The organism is Rahnella sp. 1L-D-7-B-C2, from assembly GCF_057290995.1.
Genome location: NZ_JBXAVQ010000001.1, coordinates 197,151 through 214,763, shown reverse-complemented (window position 1 = coordinate 214,763; position 17,613 = coordinate 197,151). Strand labels below are relative to the sequence as shown.

General features: G+C 53.5%; 12 protein-coding genes and 2 CRISPR repeat arrays. Of the genes, 11 read left to right on the top strand and 1 reads right to left on the bottom strand.

Translation table 11 applies throughout. From position 1 onward, the window contains the following. Positions 1-46 precede the first annotated feature (46 nt). The 6 genes from motA (at position 47) to AC0Z7K_RS00940 (ending at position 6,865) form a co-directional block, all read left to right on the top strand. A complete protein-coding gene (motA, locus tag AC0Z7K_RS00965; RefSeq protein ID WP_112164376.1) occupies positions 47-934 on the top strand; it encodes a flagellar motor stator protein MotA in 888 nt (295 codons plus the stop codon). Further along, positions 931-2,136 carry a flagellar motor protein MotB gene (gene motB / locus AC0Z7K_RS00960; protein WP_485612357.1) on the top strand — a complete coding sequence of 402 codons (1,206 nt, stop codon included), beginning with the start codon at positions 931-933 and terminating at the stop codon, positions 2,134-2,136. The genes motA and motB overlap by 4 nt, the downstream gene beginning before the upstream one ends. A gap of 4 nt (positions 2,137-2,140) precedes the next feature. Further along, the gene (gene cheA / locus AC0Z7K_RS00955) at positions 2,141-4,162 is read left to right on the top strand and encodes a chemotaxis protein CheA (RefSeq protein WP_485612355.1); all 2,022 of its coding nucleotides are present in this window, start codon (positions 2,141-2,143) and stop codon (positions 4,160-4,162) included. A 98-nt stretch (positions 4,163-4,260) separates the two neighbouring features. Beyond that, entirely contained in the window at positions 4,261-4,758 is a 498-nt protein-coding gene (cheW, locus tag AC0Z7K_RS00950) for a chemotaxis protein CheW (protein WP_413528606.1), read from the top strand. 540 nt (positions 4,759-5,298) lie between these two features. Next, positions 5,299-6,226: a CRISPR direct-repeat array (repeat unit 28 nt; unit sequence GTTCACTGCCGGACAGGCAGCTTAGAAA). Positions 6,227-6,455: 229 nt separating this feature from the next. Further along, complete coding sequence (locus tag AC0Z7K_RS00945; RefSeq protein ID WP_485612353.1) at positions 6,456-6,650, top strand: hypothetical protein; 195 nt, start codon at positions 6,456-6,458, stop codon at positions 6,648-6,650. Then, positions 6,647-6,865 carry a helix-turn-helix domain-containing protein gene (locus AC0Z7K_RS00940; RefSeq protein WP_485612351.1) on the top strand — a complete coding sequence of 73 codons (219 nt, stop codon included), beginning with the start codon at positions 6,647-6,649 and terminating at the stop codon, positions 6,863-6,865. Before AC0Z7K_RS00945 ends, AC0Z7K_RS00940 begins: the two co-directional genes overlap by 4 nt. A 91-nt stretch (positions 6,866-6,956) precedes the next feature. Here the strand turns inward: AC0Z7K_RS00940 and AC0Z7K_RS00935 are convergent, their stop codons facing one another. Continuing rightward, the gene (locus AC0Z7K_RS00935) at positions 6,957-7,961 is read right to left on the bottom strand and encodes a helix-turn-helix domain-containing protein (protein WP_485612349.1); all 1,005 of its coding nucleotides are present in this window, start codon (positions 7,959-7,961) and stop codon (positions 6,957-6,959) included. A gap of 117 nt (positions 7,962-8,078) precedes the next feature. Here AC0Z7K_RS00935 and AC0Z7K_RS00930 point away from each other — a divergent pair, with 117 nt between their 5' ends. The 5 genes from AC0Z7K_RS00930 to csy2 all read left to right on the top strand — a co-directional run bounded on the left by AC0Z7K_RS00930 (position 8,079) and on the right by csy2 (position 17,612). Then, positions 8,079-9,563, top strand: a complete 1,485-nt coding sequence (locus AC0Z7K_RS00930; protein WP_485612348.1) for an MFS transporter — start codon at positions 8,079-8,081, stop codon at positions 9,561-9,563. Positions 9,564-9,815: 252 nt separating this feature from the next. Beyond that, positions 9,816-10,804: direct repeats of the CRISPR family, unit length 28 nt; unit sequence GTTCACTGCCGAACAGGCAGCTTAGAAA. Between the two features lie 262 nt (positions 10,805-11,066). Continuing rightward, complete coding sequence (cas1f, locus tag AC0Z7K_RS00925) at positions 11,067-12,044, top strand: type I-F CRISPR-associated endonuclease Cas1f (RefSeq protein WP_485612347.1); 978 nt, start codon at positions 11,067-11,069, stop codon at positions 12,042-12,044. Further along, positions 12,041-15,298 carry a type I-F CRISPR-associated helicase Cas3f gene (cas3f, locus tag AC0Z7K_RS00920; protein ID WP_485612345.1) on the top strand — a complete coding sequence of 1,086 codons (3,258 nt, stop codon included), beginning with the start codon at positions 12,041-12,043 and terminating at the stop codon, positions 15,296-15,298. Before cas1f ends, cas3f begins: the two co-directional genes overlap by 4 nt. 20 nt (positions 15,299-15,318) lie before the next feature. Then, a complete protein-coding gene (gene csy1, locus AC0Z7K_RS00915) occupies positions 15,319-16,662 on the top strand; it encodes a type I-F CRISPR-associated protein Csy1 (RefSeq protein ID WP_485612344.1) in 1,344 nt (447 codons plus the stop codon). Next, positions 16,659-17,612, top strand: a complete 954-nt coding sequence (gene csy2, locus AC0Z7K_RS00910; protein WP_485612343.1) for a type I-F CRISPR-associated protein Csy2 — start codon at positions 16,659-16,661, stop codon at positions 17,610-17,612. The genes csy1 and csy2 overlap by 4 nt, the downstream gene beginning before the upstream one ends. Position 17,613: the final 1 nt, after the last annotated feature.

Sequence of the window (17,613 nt, the reverse complement as noted above, 5' to 3'; positions counted from 1 at the left end):
ATGCGCTTTTCCTCGCCCTAAAACCACATCGAATTAAGGATTCATCGTGCTAGTGATAATAGGTTACATCGTGGTGCTGGGCTCAGTGTTTGGCGGTTTCATGCTCGTCGGCGGGGAACTGGGCGCGTTATACCAACCAGCAGAATTACTGATCATCGGCGGTGCCGGTATCGGTGCTTTCTTCGTCGGTAACAACGGTAAAGCGATTAAATCCACCATGCGCGCGATGCCGCAGCTGTTCCGCGCCTCCAAATACAACAAAGCGTTGTACATGGATTTAATGGCCTTGCTCTATCGCTTATTAGCCAAGTCCCGCCAACAGGGGATGCTGTCGCTGGAAAATGACATCGACAATCCTGCTGAAAGTGACATTTTCGCTAATTATCCGCGCATCCTTGCCGATAAACATTTAGTGGAATATCTGACTGACTACTTACGTCTGATGGTCAGCGGCAACATGAATGCGTTTGAGATTGAAGCGCTGATGGATGAAGAGATTGAAGCCCACGAGCACGAAAGCGAAGTGCCGGCTAACAGCCTGGCGCTGGTGGGTGATTCACTTCCGGCGTTTGGTATCGTCGCGGCTGTAATGGGGATCGTCCATACCCTGGCCGCAGCAGACCGTCCGGCAGCAGAGCTTGGCGCACTGATCGCGCATGCGATGGTCGGAACCTTCCTCGGCATCTTGCTGGCGTACGGATTCGTGTCTCCTCTGGCCAGCCTGTTACGCCAGAAGAGCGCTGAAAACACTAAAATGATGCAGTGCATCAAAGTGACCTTGCTGTCGAGTCTCAACGGGTATGCGCCACAAATCGCCGTCGAGTTTGGCCGCAAGACGCTCTACACCACAGAACGCCCTTCCTTTATCGAACTGGAGGAGCACGTTCGCCAGGTTAAATCACCACAGAAACAAGCTGAAGAAGAAAACGTATGAAGCATCAAAGCCATCCCATCGTTGTTGTACGTAAGAAAAAGAGTAAACACGGCGGCGGGCATCACGGCGGTTCATGGAAGATTGCTTACGCTGACTTTATGACGGCGATGATGGCCTTCTTTCTGGTGATGTGGCTGATTTCGATCTCCAGCCCTAAAGAATTGGTGCAGATTGCCGAATACTTCCGTACGCCGCTGGCGGTGGCCATTACCGGCGGCCCGCGCAGCAGCGATGCGACCAGCCCGATCCCGGGCGGCGGGGAAGACCCGACCGTGCAGGACGGCGAAGTGCATAAGATGATCCAGTCGCAGGGCGATGCCCGCGAAATTCGTGAAACAGGCGATCTGAAGAAGTTGCAGGAAAAACTGGAAGAGATGCTGGCCTCTGATCCGCGCTTAAAAGGACTGCGTCCGCATCTGATGATTAACCTGACCGAACAGGGGTTACGCATTCAGATCATCGACAGCAAGAACCGCCCGATGTTCCAGCTGGGCAGCGCCATCGTTGAGCCGTACATGCGCGACATTTTGCGCGCGATTGGCCCGGTTTTGGATGATTTTCCGAACAAAATTAGTCTGGCCGGTCATACCGATGACATGCCTTATGCACAGGGCGAACGCGGCTACAGCAACTGGGAATTATCGACCGACCGCGCCAATGCGTCACGTCGGGAAATGATTATCGGCGGGCTGAGCGAAGGAAAAGTGCTGCGGGTGATGGGCATGGGATCGACCATGCAACTCAAAAATCATCCGGCAGGCGACGCGATAAATCGTCGTATCAGTATTTTGGTCCTCAACAAACACGCTGAGGAAGCTATTGAACGGGAAAACAGCGAGGGCGAAGCGATCACGATCAGTGACGCGGGCGAGCTGCAAAGACAAGTTCCAGGCCGCAGTACCGCGCCTGCGCTGGCTCCGAAAGTTCCGGCAACACAAAGTGAGGTTCCGCAAGCTCAGTCAGCGCCATCCGTGGCACCGGCGATGAGTCCGGCACCTGCCGCTGCTGCTCCCGAACCTTCAGCGCCAGCAGTTTCATCAGAATCAGCAACAGCGGTAACCACAGTAACCACCACCAGGATTGAGACGCAGGCGCCAGCCACACCATCGGCCGACGCTCAACCCGCGACGGCAGCTCCGGCTGTCGCGGCAGGCACGGCACCTGCGACCACATCAACAAGCCGCGATTCACAGCAGAGGTGATCACGTGAGCATGGATATAACTGATTTTTATCAGACGTTTTTTGATGAAGCCGACGAGTTGCTAGCGGACATGGAGCAACATCTGTTGTTACTTGATCCCGATGCGCCCGACGTTGAGCAGCTCAACGCGATTTTCCGCGCGGCGCACTCAATTAAAGGTGGCGCAGCGACCTTTGGCTTTACGGTTCTGCAGGAAACCACCCATTTACTGGAAAACCTGCTCGACGGTGCGCGACGCGCAGAGATGAGCCTGAGCACCGACATTATCAACCTGTTTTTGGAAACGAAAGATATTATGCAGGAGCAACTGGACGCCTATAAATCTTCGCGGGATCCCGATGCAGACAGTTTCGAATACATCTGCGCTGCCCTGAGACAACTGGCGCTCGACGTGCAGCAAGCGCGTGAACCGGCTGCCGATCTTCACGTTGTCACCGATGAACCTGCACAAACGGTTGCCCCTGCGACACCTGTCGCAGGCAAAGGCGGCATGCGCGTGCGCCTGTCCGGCCTTAAGCCGCAGGAAGTACCGGTGATGCTCGAAGAGCTGGGCAATCTGGGTGACATCGTCGATCCGGTGCAAACTGAAGACAGTGTGGAAGCCACGCTGGTGACTACAGTCACCGAAGACGACATTATCGCGGTATTGTGTTTCGTGCTCGAACCGGAACAAATCAGCTTCACGCAGGCGACGGCTCCGACTGCCGCTGAGCCCGTTGCCGCCGCACCTGCTGCTGTCGCAGCACCTGTTGCACCGGCCGCACCGCGTCCTGCGCCGGTGCTGACCGCCGTGCCTGACAGCGAACCGCCGAAACCCCGTGCGCCAAAAGCGCCGGAATCCACCAGCATCCGTGTTGCGGTTGAAAAGGTCGATCAGCTGATCAACCTGGTCGGCGAGCTGGTGATCACTCAGTCGATGCTGGCACAGCGTTCCGATCTGCTGGATCCGGTGGCGCACAGCGACCTGCTCAACAGTATGGGCCAGCTGGAGCGTAACGCCCGTGACCTGCAGGAATCGGTGATGTCGATTCGTATGATGCCGATGGAATACGTTTTCAGCCGCTTCCCGCGTCTGGTGCGTGATCTGGCGAGCAAGCTGAATAAGCAAATCGAACTTACCCTGCTTGGCAGTTCCACCGAACTGGATAAGAGCCTGATTGAACGCATTATCGATCCCCTGACGCACCTGGTGCGTAACAGTCTCGATCACGGTGTTGAAACTCCGGACGTGCGTATTGCCAACGGCAAACCGCCGACCGGCAACCTGACGCTGTCAGCGGAGCATCAGGGCGGAAATATCTGCATCGAAGTGGTGGATGACGGCGCGGGGCTGAACCGCGAACGTATCATCGCGAAAGCGCTGTCGCAGGGCATGAACGTCAGTGAAAGCATGAGCGACGAAGACGTCGGTATGCTGATTTTCGCGCCGGGTTTCTCGACGGCGGAGAAAGTCACCGATGTGTCTGGCCGTGGCGTGGGCATGGACGTGGTGAAACGAAACATCCAGGAAATGGGCGGTCACGTCGAAATCCATTCCCAGCAGGGCAAAGGCACGACGATCCGTATCCTGCTGCCCCTGACGCTGGCTATCCTCGATGGCATGTCAGTCAAAGTCGGCAAAGAAGTCTTCATTCTGCCATTGAATGCGGTGATGGAATCGTTGCAACCGCTGGCAGAAGATTTACACCCGCTGGCCGGTGGCGAACGCGTTCTGCAAGTGCGTGGCGAATATCTGCCGCTGGTCGAGCTGTACAACGTGTTTGACGTTGAAGCCGCGAAGACCGAAGCCACGCAGGGCATCGTGGTGATCCTGCAAAGTGCAGGGCGTCGGTACGCCTTACTGGTCGATCAGCTGATTGGTCAGCATCAGGTGGTGGTAAAGAATCTGGAAAGCAACTATCGCAAAGTGCCGGGTATTTCCGCCGCCACCATTTTGGGTGACGGCAGCGTGGCGCTGATTGTGGACGTGTCGGCATTGCAGGCGCTGAACCGTGACAAACGTGCGACGGGCGCATCTGCCGCGTGATGTGATTAACAATAAAAGCATGCAAAACCTCCGGTGGCTGGCCCGTCAGGTGACGGCCACCGGGCGTAAAAACTCAGGCTGATTTAAGGGTGAATAACATGGCAGGACTTGCAACTGTGGCAAAAATTGCGGGCGAAACGGTAGGACAGGAATTCCTGATCTTTACCCTGGGCGATGAAGAATACGGTATCGATATCCTGAAAGTGCAGGAAATCCGTGGTTACGATCAGGTAACCCGCATTGCGAACACGCCCGCATTCATTAAAGGCGTCACCAACCTGCGCGGCGTGATCGTGCCAATTCTCGACCTGCGTGTGAAATTTGCGCAGGAAAACGTGATTTACAATGAAAATACCGTCGTTATCGTCCTCAACTTCGAAAACCGCGTAGTCGGGATTGTGGTTGACGGCGTATCTGATGTGCTTTCGCTGACACAAGATCAGATCCGTCCTGCGCCGGAATTCGCGGTGACGATGTCGACTGAGTACCTGACCGGTTTAGGGTCACTTGGGGACAGAATGTTGATTTTGGTGGATATTGAGAAGTTGCTGAGCAGTGAAGAAATGGCGTTGATTGATACGGTGAGTAAGGGGTAAGGGGGCTGCTTTAGCTTCAGTTTTAGCGTTAAGGTCAAGGTCAAGGTCAAGGTCAAGGTCAAGGTCGTGGGCGTCGGCCCACACCGACCAGAGACCCGCTATCGCGCGGGCCTCTGGACTCCACGCTCTTTTCACTGCGCGCTGTCGCAGGCACGACGGACATGTTCTGTCACCGCAGCGTGTGGCGCAAAACCCTGCCGCTGCGCGGTACCTTCTCTCGGTCCTGAAGCCTCTGGTCTTCAGGCCGCTCCGTTCAGCAGGATTTTTTGATCGCGCCAGTCTCGATCGAATAAAACCCTCGTTTTGTGCCTTCCTCGTAAAATCAAAGTTCAAACTCGGGCTTTGGTTTGCTCCTTCCCCTGCAAAGGGGAAGGCTGGGATGGGGTATAGCAGACCACTCCGCTGTCAAAACCCTTTTTTTATCTCCAAATCTAACTGACTGATTTTTAAAGGTGTAATTAACCAGAAAAAAAAGAGGGTTTTTCCCATCAAACAGAGATAATCTCTTTTCGTTCAGAGTAGTACCCTCAATCTCTAACAGTTCACTGCCGGACAGGCAGCTTAGAAATAACAGGGGATGCTATTGAAGAGGCCACCGGAGTTCACTGCCGGACAGGCAGCTTAGAAAACTCCCCGCTGTTATTTGCCTTAACACTCATCGTTCACTGCCGGACAGGCAGCTTAGAAACGGCGCTATGACTCGTCAGGAACCATCACTAGGTTCACTGCCGGACAGGCAGCTTAGAAATTTGCAACTACCTGCTTGCACTCAGGCATCACGTTCACTGCCGGACAGGCAGCTTAGAAAGTTCCGCTGCCAGATGACTTGCTATAACTTATGTTCACTGCCGGACAGGCAGCTTAGAAAGAATAACGCGGATTTGTTGGTGGGTGTGAATAGTTCACTGCCGGACAGGCAGCTTAGAAACAAATAACACGCAACGCGCTCACGGGTTCCATGTTCACTGCCGGACAGGCAGCTTAGAAAAACATGCGTTTGATTACTTTAATGAAAAACTCGTTCACTGCCGGACAGGCAGCTTAGAAATAGAGTTGTTGAATTGTAAATCTGTCCCACGTGTTCACTGCCGGACAGGCAGCTTAGAAACTAAATTCATCAAAAAACGGTTCACAAGTCGTGTTCACTGCCGGACAGGCAGCTTAGAAAAGAACGGCGAAACATTAATTACGTAATAACCCGTTCACTGCCGGACAGGCAGCTTAGAAATTACCTCATCAGACGGTATGCAAGCCCCTGATGTTCACTGCCGGACAGGCAGCTTAGAAATGACAAACTATAGCGTAGCTGGATTACCTTGTGTTCACTGCCGGACAGGCAGCTTAGAAAATGACCGAGCCACTTACTGGCACCGGTGCAGCGTTCACTGCCGGACAGGCAGTTTAGAAACATAGCGTTGGTCTGAAAGTAAAAGTCGAATGGTTCACTGCCGTACAGGCAGCTTAGAAAGGTTAGCGCAGTCTGGCTCGACGACCGGCCGCAGTTCACTGCCGTACAGGTAGCCCCTCATTCCCCAATCAATCGTGCCCTATGCAACTGACTGCAAACGATAAAAACTCCTTGGAAGCAATATCCCATTCCTGTTATTTGCCCATTTTATCTGTATGGGTATCCAGCTAAAGTTTGCTCGCTGCGGCAAAATCTGCAGCCAGTTCCCGAGCATCGTAAGAATCTCGATATGCCTGATGACGATGGTCTGTTCGATTACACCGAATTAGAACCTACAGAAATTTGTGATCAGTGCATGGCGCTGAACTATGCGCTGATGACGCTGCACGACAGAAAGATAAAAGAGATCATCGCGTTTATTCTGTGGGAGCGTTTCGAAATGCTGCGCTGTTCACTGTATACGCCATGCGAGGAGGCAGCATGAAACAGGACTGGCATCAGGCGGATATCATCGCCGCTATTAAAAAGAAAGGTACAACACTTGCTGCCGTTTCACGTGATGCGGGGCTGAGCTCTACTACGCTTTCAAATGCGTTAACGCGTAAATGGCCGAAAGGCGAAAGATTAATCGCGGAAGCCATCGGCGTGAAAGCAGAAACTATCTGGCCGAGCCGATACAGCGAAAAGAGATTCAGTTGAAGAGATAATCCGTTCATAAAAATAAGGGGCATTGACCCCTTATTTTGGATAACGGCCGAGATGCAACCACTCCCGGCCGTAAAGATAGTCATCACCCCACCAGCATCCTCTCCCCAAATGCCTTCCGCCATTTTGTCGGCGTCGTGTTCAGCCGTTGCCGGAAGTGATGGCGCAACGTCTCCGGCGATCCAAACCCGGCCTGTTCGGCGACGCGATCGATACTGAGTTTTCCGTTTTCCAGCAGGGCGCAGGCTTTTTCCAGCCGCACGCTGAGCATCCATTCGCCCGGCGTTGTGCCCGTCGCATCATGAAAACGGCGCAAAAAAGTGCGGCGGCTCATACCTGCCTGTGTAGCGAGCTGGTCGATAACCAGCGGTGTGTTCAGATGGCTGCGTAAATCATCGAGCAACGGAGCGAGAGTTTTTGCCTGACGCCGTGGGACGGGCTGCTGGAGCAGCTGCGCCTGATTACCTTCGCGCAGCGGTGGCGTCACCATCCTGCGTGCGGTGCGGTTGGCAACTTCGATGCCGTAATCCCGGCGGATCAGATGCAGACACAGATCGACACCTGCCGCGCCCCCGGCAGAGGTGATGATGCTGCCTTCATCGACGTAAATCATGCCGTGCTCGACCTGCACTTTTGGGAACCGCTGAGCCAGAATTTCGGTGCTGTTCCAGTGAGCGGTGGCGCGTTTGCCGTCGAGCAGACCGGCTTCCCCCAGCACAAAACTGCCCGCGCAGATCGACACAATCCGCGTGCCGTTACGATGTGCTTTTTGCAGCGCAGCGATAAGCCTGTCCGACGCCGGTTCGTGAACGCTTCGCCAGCCGGGGATCACAATCGTGCCCGCATTTTCCAATAGCTCAAGCCCGCCATCGACCACCAGCCGGACGCCGCCCTGCGCGCCGAACGTGCCTTCTTCCACCGACGCCACGCACAGCTCATATAAAGGTTCACCGAAGACATCGTCGGCGCGACCAAACGCCTCCACCGCAATCCCGAATTCAAACGTACACAGGCATTCATACGCCAGCAGCACCAGCCGACGGTTTATCGGCGCAGGCGAACAGGCAGAGAGGGGGGCAGTAATTTGCATAAAAGGGTTACCGGTAATTTTGGCATGATCTTGACGATACATGGCATCAGGGTGGATTTCCACCGCTGCGCCAATCTTCCATGCTGGTATTCTCTTAACGTTTTGCAGGGATTGAGTATGAAGAACATGTTGGCACTGATGGCGGTATGTCTGGCCGCGCTGATGTCAGGGCTGGAAATCTCCAGCGTACCGGTGATTTTGCCGGTGCTCGAGAAGGAGATGCACGCAAGTTTCAGGGAATTACAGTGGATCATGAACGCCTACACGCTCGCGTGCACAACCGTGCTGATGGCGACCGGCACGCTGGCGGACAGATACGGGCGCAAACGGGTTTTCATCATCAGCATTATCGCGTTCGGGCTGACGTCGCTGATGTGCGGACTGGCAGAGAGCGCACTGTGGCTGATCGTCGGACGTTTCCTGCAAGGGTTGAGCGGCGGCGCGATGCTGACGTGTCTGATCGCGATACTGTCATTCCAGTTTCCGCAGGGTAAACCGCGCAGCCGTGCGTTTGCGGCATGGGGCATTACGTTCGGTTTCGGGCTGGGTTTTGGCCCCATCATCGGCGGGATACTCGTCGCTCAGTTCAGCTGGCAGTGGGTGTTTCTGGTACACGGTTTTATCGCATTGCTGACGCTGGTTCTGGCGCTGAAAAACGTGGTGGAATCCCGCGATATGCAAGCCAAAAAACTGGATCTCGGCGGGCTGGTAACGCTCTCTGCGACAGTGATGGGGACGACCTATCTCATCACACAGGGCAGCAGCCTGGGGTGGAGCAGCGTCACCGCGAGCCTGATCCTTTCAGCCACTGCGCTCAGCGCGGCACTGTTTGTGTGGATTGAGAAACGCCATCCTCACCCGATGTTTGATTTCTCGGTATTTCGCATCCGGCCATTTTCTGGCGCACTGATGGGCTCGATAGGCATGAACTTCAGTTTCTGGCCGCTGATGATTTACCTGCCGGTCTACTATCAGAGCGGGCTGGGTTACAGCAGTATGGCGACCGGAATGGCGTTGCTGGCTTACACTTTACCGACCCTGCTGATGCCGCCGCTCGGCGAAAAACTGGTGGTGCGGTTTGGTGCGAGGTGGGTGATCCCGCTGGGATTATTGGCGATTGGTGCGGGCTTTATGCTGATGAAATTCGCTGCCACATACCATCTCAGCCTGCTGCCGGGCGCGCTGCTGGCCGGTGCCGCGCTGGGGCTGACCAATACGCCGGTCACCAACACCACGACCGGCTCTGTACCGGGTAATCGTGCGGGGATGGCGTCCGGAATTGATATCAGCGCGCGGCTGATTACGCTTTCGATCAACATCGCGCTGATGGGCACTTTACTGGTCGCCGGGATTGAAGCCGGGCTTCGGGAGATAATGCCTGGAGCCGGAGATCTTCATGTTCTGGCAGAGCAGATCGCCGGAGGAGGGGAAATCTCGCAGGTCGCGCAAACCGTGCTGATTAACGGATTCTCCGGGGTGTTGCTGTATGGCGCACTGGGCGTGTGTGGGCTGGCGCTGGCGAGTTATTTATTATTCAACTTCAGGCTCAAAAGCTGCATCCAAACCGCAGGCCTCAGGCCGCACCAGCCAGAGAGAGAATAAAACCTCTCCCCGAAACTATCTGTTTCTGCACTGTTCAGTAGTCTATCAAAACACGCGATCGGCTCCTTCCCCTGCGAAGGGGAAGGCTGGGATGGGGTATAGCAGACCACTCCGCTGTCAAAACCCTTTTTTCATCGCTAAATCTAACTGGCTGATTTAAAAGGGTATAATAAACTGGCAAAAAAAGAGGGTTTTTCTCGTCAAACAGAGATAATCTCTTTTCGTTCAGAGTAGTACCCTCAATCTCTAACAGTTCACTGCCGAACAGGCAGCTTAGAAATTCATGCTGTGTAGCTATTCGGCCTCTAATTCGTTCACTGCCGAACAGGCAGCTTAGAAAGCGCACCGTACTTCTTCCGCATCCATCCATTCGTTCACTGCCGAACAGGCAGCTTAGAAAAACCTTTTTGCCTGCTTCCGCACCTGGTGTGCGTTCACTGCCGAACAGGCAGCTTAGAAAGAGCAGGCTGCGGCCGTCTTCACTTTGAAAATGTTCACTGCCGAACAGGCAGCTTAGAAAACATATTGAACGCAACTCGCTGGCGGCATCTGGTTCACTGCCGAACAGGCAGCTTAGAAACTCAATATTCAGCGAGTCAACTAAATCCCTGTGTTCACTGCCGAACAGGCAGCTTAGAAAAAGAGCGAATTGGTCAGCAGGGTGCCCGGTTGGTTCACTGCCGTACAGGCAGCTTAGAAACCACGAAAAAGTGTAATCAATCGGCCAACAATGTTCACTGCCGTAAAGGCAGCTTAGAAAATTCGATCACCGTGCATCAGATCATGAAATCGGTTCACTGCCGTACAGGCAGCTTAGAAATCTCTAATTGCCTCCTGTACAACTTTTATCCCGTTCACAGCCGTACAGGCAGCTTAGAAATTGCGGTATCTTCTAATAAGATCAAATCATGGGTTCACTGCCGTACAGGCAGCTTAGAAACGCTGGCGTTCTGCTTCGAGCTTGTCGAGCAAGTTCACTGCCGTACAGGCAGCTTAGAAAGTGTGTATTTCATTGCCTTTCAACTCCTTCAGGTTCACTGCCGTACAGGCAGCTTAGAAATTTTGACAGTCGGGATGTTGAGCTTTATATCATGTTCACTGCCGTACAGGCAGCTCAGAAATTGATCAAGTAGATAAGTTACTTCAGCGGTGAGTTCACTGCCGAACAGGCAGCTTAGAAAGCCAACTATCGTGCCAAATGGGCCGGTAACTGGTTCACTGCCGTACAGGCAGCTTAGAAAAATAATAATTAACCGGTCACGCCGCTGTGGTAATGCACTGCCGTACAGGCAGCATCCTTTAAATTTATGCTTAATGTTAATTCGTCCTTTACGTTTAAATAAATGGATAATCCGTTTATTTAAAACAAATCCATAAATACACGCCAATAATCTTTCCTGTTTAAACATCCAAATAATCAATTGATTTTAAGGTTGATATTTACGTTTATGGGTTTATTTTATGTGCCATCACCTTTGGAGTATGAAAAGAAAGGAATCTAAAATGACTCAAGGATTAACACCGGGTGAACTTAAAACTATCCTCCACTCAAAACGCGCAAATATTTATTATTTACAATATTGCCGTGTTCTGGTTAATGGCGGACGCGTTGAATATGTCACTGAAGAAGGGAAACAATCGCTTTACTGGAATATCCCAATAGCGAATACGACGGTAGTCATGCTCGGGACCGGGACGTCGGTGACCCAAGCCGCAATGCGGGAATTTGCGCGTTCCGGTGTATTGGTTGGATTCTGTGGCGGTGGTGGAACACCGCTTTATTCTGCTAATGAAGTCGAAGTAAACGTTTCATGGCTGACGTCGCAAAGTGAATATCGCCCGACTGAATATCTGCAGCAATGGGTCAGTTTCTGGTTTGACGAGCAGAAAAGACTGGCGGCGGCAGTTGCATTCCAAAAGGTTCGCAGTGAGCAAATCCGTAAACACTGGTTAGGCACAATGATGTCCCGCGAGTCAGGGTTTCAACTCGAGACTTCGCGTGTCGACGCGGTTTTACTGCGCTTTGAAGAGAGTCTGCCCGGCTGCAAAAACATTACCGAATTAATGGCGCAGGAGGCGGTTCTGACGAAAAGCCTCTACAAGCTGGCCGCAATGGCGGCAAACTACGGTGACTTTGTTCGGGCAAAACGCGGTGGAGGTGTCGATCTCGCCAATCGCTTTCTCGATCATGGTAACTACCTGGCCTACGGGCTTGCAGCGACGGCGGTCTGGGTGATCGGGTTGCCACATGGTCTGGCTGTCATGCATGGAAAAACGCGTCGGGGCGGACTGGTTTTTGATGTCGCCGATTTAATCAAAGATGCATTAATTCTTCCGCAAGCCTTTATCGCTGCTATGAACGGTGAAGATGAGCAGGAGTTTAGGCAGCATTGTTTGAGCAATTTTCAACGGGCGGATGCACTGGATGTAATGATTGAAACCGTGCAGAAAGTTGCTCAAGAAATAAGTCAGTCACTATGAATATATTATTAGTGTCTGAATGTAATAAAAAAGCGCTCATTGAAACCCGTCGTATCATCGATCAGTTTGCCGAGCGTAAAGGAGAGCGCGCATGGCAAACTGCAATTACGATGGAAGGCTTAAATACCTTACGCCAGATACTAAAGAAAACGGCGCGCAGAAATACGTCTGTTGCCTGCCATTGGATTAAATCTAACAATCAGACTGAAATCCTTTGGATTGTAGGAAATATTCGCAAATTTAATGAGAAAGGCTCGGTTCCGACGCATACTTCGGAAAGGGATATTCTCAAAACGCACTCCGAATCCTCCTTTCATACCGCCCAAACCATTGCTCTGCTTGCCGCCATCGCCGGGCTGTTTCACGACTTCGGTAAAGCGAATCAGTTATTTCAGGAGAAGTTACAAGGGCAGGGAAAACGCTTTGAGCCATTTCGCCATGAGTGGGTTTCTGTCAGGCTTTTTCAGGCTTTTGTCGGACAGCAAACAGATCAGCAATGGCTGAGTTCGCTGCAACATATCTCGGCAGAGCACGAAAAAGCCATGGTGAAAAATCTGGCCTGTCAAGGAACCCGCGAGAGTCATCACAGTCCTCTGGAAGGGTTGCCGCCTGTGGCTCGCCTCGTCGCCTGGTTGATTGTTTCGCATCACCGGTTGCCGGTGTATCCGCGACCGGATGATCATTATGCCAATCCGCCCCAGTTGGCGAATATTCAATCCTGGCTGGATGAGCAGTTCGCGCCTTGCTGGAATTCGACCAACATGGACGCGGAGTGGACGACAAAGCAGCGGCGCGCGGTCTGGCAGTTTCCGCACGGAACGCCCATGCAGAGCGCGACGTGGCGCAGCAAAGCGCAAAAGTTCGCGACGCGCGCATTACAGCTGCCGTTAATGAATTCTCCCCACGCTGTTCTTGATCACCGCTTCACCAGACACATGGCGCGGCTGGTGCTTATGCTTTCTGACCATCTTTATTCTTCACTTGACGCCACGCAGGGCTGGCAGGATCACTCATTCCGCGCGATTGCCAACACCGATAAACAAACCAGTAAACCTAAACAATACCTCGACGAACATAATATCGGCGTCAGCCAGAATGCCTGGTTACTGGCGCGCAGCCTGCCGACGTTGCGTGAGACGCTGCCGGCGATTGCGCGGCACAAAGGTTTTAAGAAACGGGCGACCCAGCAAAAATATCGCTGGCAGGATAAAGCTTACGATCTCGCCTGCGCTCTGCGGGAACAGGCTCAACAGCAGGGATTTTTCGGCGTGAATATGGCCTCGACCGGTTGCGGCAAAACGCTGGCGAATGCGCGGATCATGTACGGGCTGGCGGATGAAAAGCGCGGGTGCCGGTTTTCTGTCGCCCTCGGCTTGCGCACTTTAACCTTGCAAACCGGTGACGCGCTGGGCGAAAAGCTGCATCTGGATAAAGAAGATCTGGCGGTGCTGATTGGCTCGCAGGCGGTACAGAATCTGCATCAACTCAATCAGGATAACAGTCAGATAAGGGATAACGGCAGTCAGTCATCGGATACGCTTTTTGCCCAACATCAGTACGTGCGCTACGAGGGAATGCTTGATACCGGGCGACTGGGCCAGTGGCTGAAAGGAAAAGAGACCCTGCTGAAACTGATCAGCGCGCCGGTGCTGGTCACCACGATTGACCATCTGATGCCCGCCTGCGAAAGCCTGCGCGGCGGCCATCAGATTGCCCCCATGCTGCGGCTGCTGACCTCCGATCTGGTGCTCGATGAACCTGACGATTTTGATATGAATGATCTTCCCGCGCTGTGCCGGTTAGTGAATTGGGCCGGTTTGCTGGGGGCGAACGTGTTGCTTTCCTCAGCGACGCTCCCGCCCGCGCTGGTGCAGGCGTTGTTCAGCGCCTATGCCGAAGGCCGACGGGAATATCAGCGGGCCAACGGGCAGCCGGGATTGCCCGTTAATGTCTGCTGCGCATGGTTTGATGAGCATAATGTCGCAGAAAGTCAGCAGCCCAATGGCAAGGCGTTTGGTGTAAAACACCGCGAGTTTGTGGAAAAACGCGTTCCCTTATTGCAGCACGGGCAGGCGTTGCGCAGGGCGATGCTGGTGGCGGTCACCGCGCAAAGCAGGCGTGAAACTGATGTTATCAACGCCGTCGCAAAGCGTATTCATCAGTCGCTGCTGGAATTGCATCAGCGACATCATCAGGAACGTAACGGCAAAACGTTGTCCGTCGGGATTGTTCGCATGGCGAATATCGATCCGCTGGTTGCCGTCGCTCAGCGTCTGTTACTGATCGAATCCCCTAACGATATACGCCTGCATTATTGCGTGTATCACAGTCAGCATCCGCTGGCGATGCGGGCGCATATCGAGAACCGGCTGGATGCCACGCTGACCCGATATACACAAGAGAATATCTGGCAGGTGGAGGAGATTCGTCAGGCCATCGGCCACCAGCCGGAAACACATCACATCTTCGTGGTGCTCGCGACGTCTGTTGCGGAGATTGGCCGCGATCATGACTACGACTGGGCGATAGCCGAACCGAGCTCCATGCGGTCGCTTATCCAGCTGGCGGGACGGGTTCAGCGCCACCGGCAAATCTCTCCGAAAGTGCCGAACATACATATCCTGCACAAGAACGTTAAGGCGCTGAAAAACGTCATCCCGGCCTATTGCAAACCCGGCGCGGAAAACAGCGCGAACCTGTTCAGCAGCCACGACTTGCACGATCTCCTACCACCCGAAGATTACGAAATCCTCAATGCCATTCCGCGCATTCAGGAGCGTTTGTTGCCCGATCCCAAAAACAACTTTGTCGATATGGAGCACGGGCGCTTGTGGCCGGAGCTGCTGGGGCGGCCGCCGTGTAGCGACAACTATGCCGCCCGCTGGTGGAGGGATGACGCCAACTGGTGTGGTGAACTGCAACGGCGCTCGCCGTTTCGCCAGTCTGCGCCCGATCGGCAATATTTTTTGTGGCTGGAAGAAGAGGGCGACACGCCCCGATTTCGTCAGCCGGATGATGGCGCTGAAGGCTGGAAAGACAGCAGCGGGTTCAAACGCATAAATCAGGAGTACGCCAGCGGTGTCAGCCCGTGGATGGCAATGGATTACAGCAGCATTTACCAGCAGCTTGCCGATCACTTCGGCTGGGAGCTGGTGCGCATCAGTAAGACCTTTGGCGAAATCTGTTTACCGGAAGATGAAAACAAAATGTGGCGCTGGCATGAAATTTTTGGGGTGTTTGGCGCACTCGATTAAATAAGGAGTAAGGAGCAGACATGGAAACACAAAGATTGAGTTCAATTATCACTGAATACATCACTGAACGCATGCAGGAGAAGCTAGCGCCCATTAATGTTCAAATGGAAAAATATTCTGCTGAATTAACTTCTATGGTCGTCTCACTTGAAATACAACAAAAGTTGACCGAAAAGCGTTCTGAAATTATAAAAAAATTCGAAGTCAGAACTTGGCTGACAAATGCTGCTTCACGTGCAGAAAAAATCAGTCAGGCGACACATGCTATTAAATATTTTCACGGTGATGCTAAAGGAAGTAGTGTTTACCATTCTGAAAAATTATTGCATCCTTCTTTTCTATCAACTGCAACTCTGAATTGTCCGATAACAGATGTTGTTTGTAACAGTTCTTCAAACCTTGATGTTGCTAAATTTCTTCTGCTTCGATGTAACGGTATTTCATTACTTGATTGCCTCAAACGTGGCGATCACTCCGCGCTGGCGGCACTCGCTGAAAACGACGCACAGCTCGAAGCGTGGGTGCGGGGTTTTATGCAGGCGCTGTCGGACAAAACGCTCTCGACGCATCAGCTCGCCAAACAGCTCTATTTTCCTGTCTCGGACTCCGGCGATTATCATCTGCTCAGCCCGATGTATTCCTCTTCGCTGGCGCACGCGCTGCATCAACGTATCAGCCATTCACGTTTTAGCGAGGAGGCTGTCGCTGCCAGAAAGGCCCGCCGTGAGCAGCAATGGCATCCGGCAGATATTCGATTTGTCCCGGATCTTGCCGTGCAAAATGTCGGCGGGACGAAGCCGCAAAATATCTCCTACCTGAACAGTATGCGCGGAGGCAAAAATCACCTTCTGCGTTGCGCGCCGCCGCAGTGGCATCAATCACTCAAGCCACCGGTCGCAACAAAATCTGTGTACACCGTACTTTCTCCAAAGCTGAGCCGCGTGGTGACTGAAATGCGCCGCTACCTGCACGGCCTTTCTGGTCAGGAAGGTACGATGGAAATTCGTCAGAACCGCGCCGAATACGTCGATGAACTGATCGGCAGGGTGTTCAGCTATGCGGCAGAAATTCAGGCGCTGGAAGACCAGCAAGGATGGAGTGGGGATGAAAAATGTATTCTCAAACTTTCGCAGCAACTGTGGCTCGATCCTCTGCGTCAGAAAACGGATGCGAATTTCAGGCTCCAGCGCGAAAGCGGTGACTGGATTTCAGCGGTTGCAGAAGATTTTGCCCACTGGCTGAACAGCCGCCTGAATAAAAACGACACACTCAATATGGGCGCGGCGGAATTCCGTGAATGGTCGGTGCTGATGCGCAGGCGCTTAAGCGAATTCGACGCCGTGCAGCAGGAGAAATGGCAATGAGCACCCTGATTATTTTACCTCATCTTCGGGTCGAGAATGCCAACGCTATCTCCGGCCTGACGTACGGATTTCCGGCGATCACCCATTTTCTGGGGTTTACTCACGCGCTGTCGCGCAAAGTGCAGCAAAGCCACGGCCTGACGTTCACCGGCTGCGGCGTGATTTGTCATCAGCATCAGATTCAGGCGCATCAGGCGAATGAGCGCGGCGATCATTATTTCGCGCTGACCCGCATTCCGCTGACCAAAGAAGCTAAAACCGCGCCGTTCAACGAAGAAGGGCGGATGCACATGACGGTCACGTTGTTCATCGAATGTCAGGGCAGCATTGCCCACGGTGAGGCTGGCGCAGAAGAGCTGGCTCAGCATCTGCAATCACTTTGCCTGACGCAGCGACTGGCGGGCGGCACGGTGATTTCGATGAAACCGGTGCGGGTGATGGCACTGCCGGAAAGTACACACGAGCAGGAAAGTTTCACCCGCCGTGAGATGTACCGCGCGCTGCCGGGTTTTGCGCTGGTGGATCGCTCCGAACTGCTGGCGCAGCGTTTTGCCGAGCGGCAAGCGCAGGATCCGCAAGCAGAGATGCTCGACGCATGGCTTGATTTCGCAGCGATGACTTATCGGGCGCAACGGCGGGAAGACGATGCGGCTGACTGGCAATACCAGCCCAAACCGGCGAAAGGTTATCTGGTGCCGCTGATAGTCGGTTATACCGCAATTTCCCCGCTTTATGCGCCCGGCGAAGTGGCGAAAACCCGTGACCCGACGCAGCCGTTCCGCTTTGCCGAAGCCGCGTACGGCGTCGGCGAATGGCGCAGCCCGCACCGCCTGACGGATATTCATCAACTGTTCTGGCGATATCCGAACAGCAGCGAAAACTATATTTGCAGCCACGCCAAACCCCTGCGTGAAGCGGATTTAACTGAACAAGAACACTCAGACTTTTAAT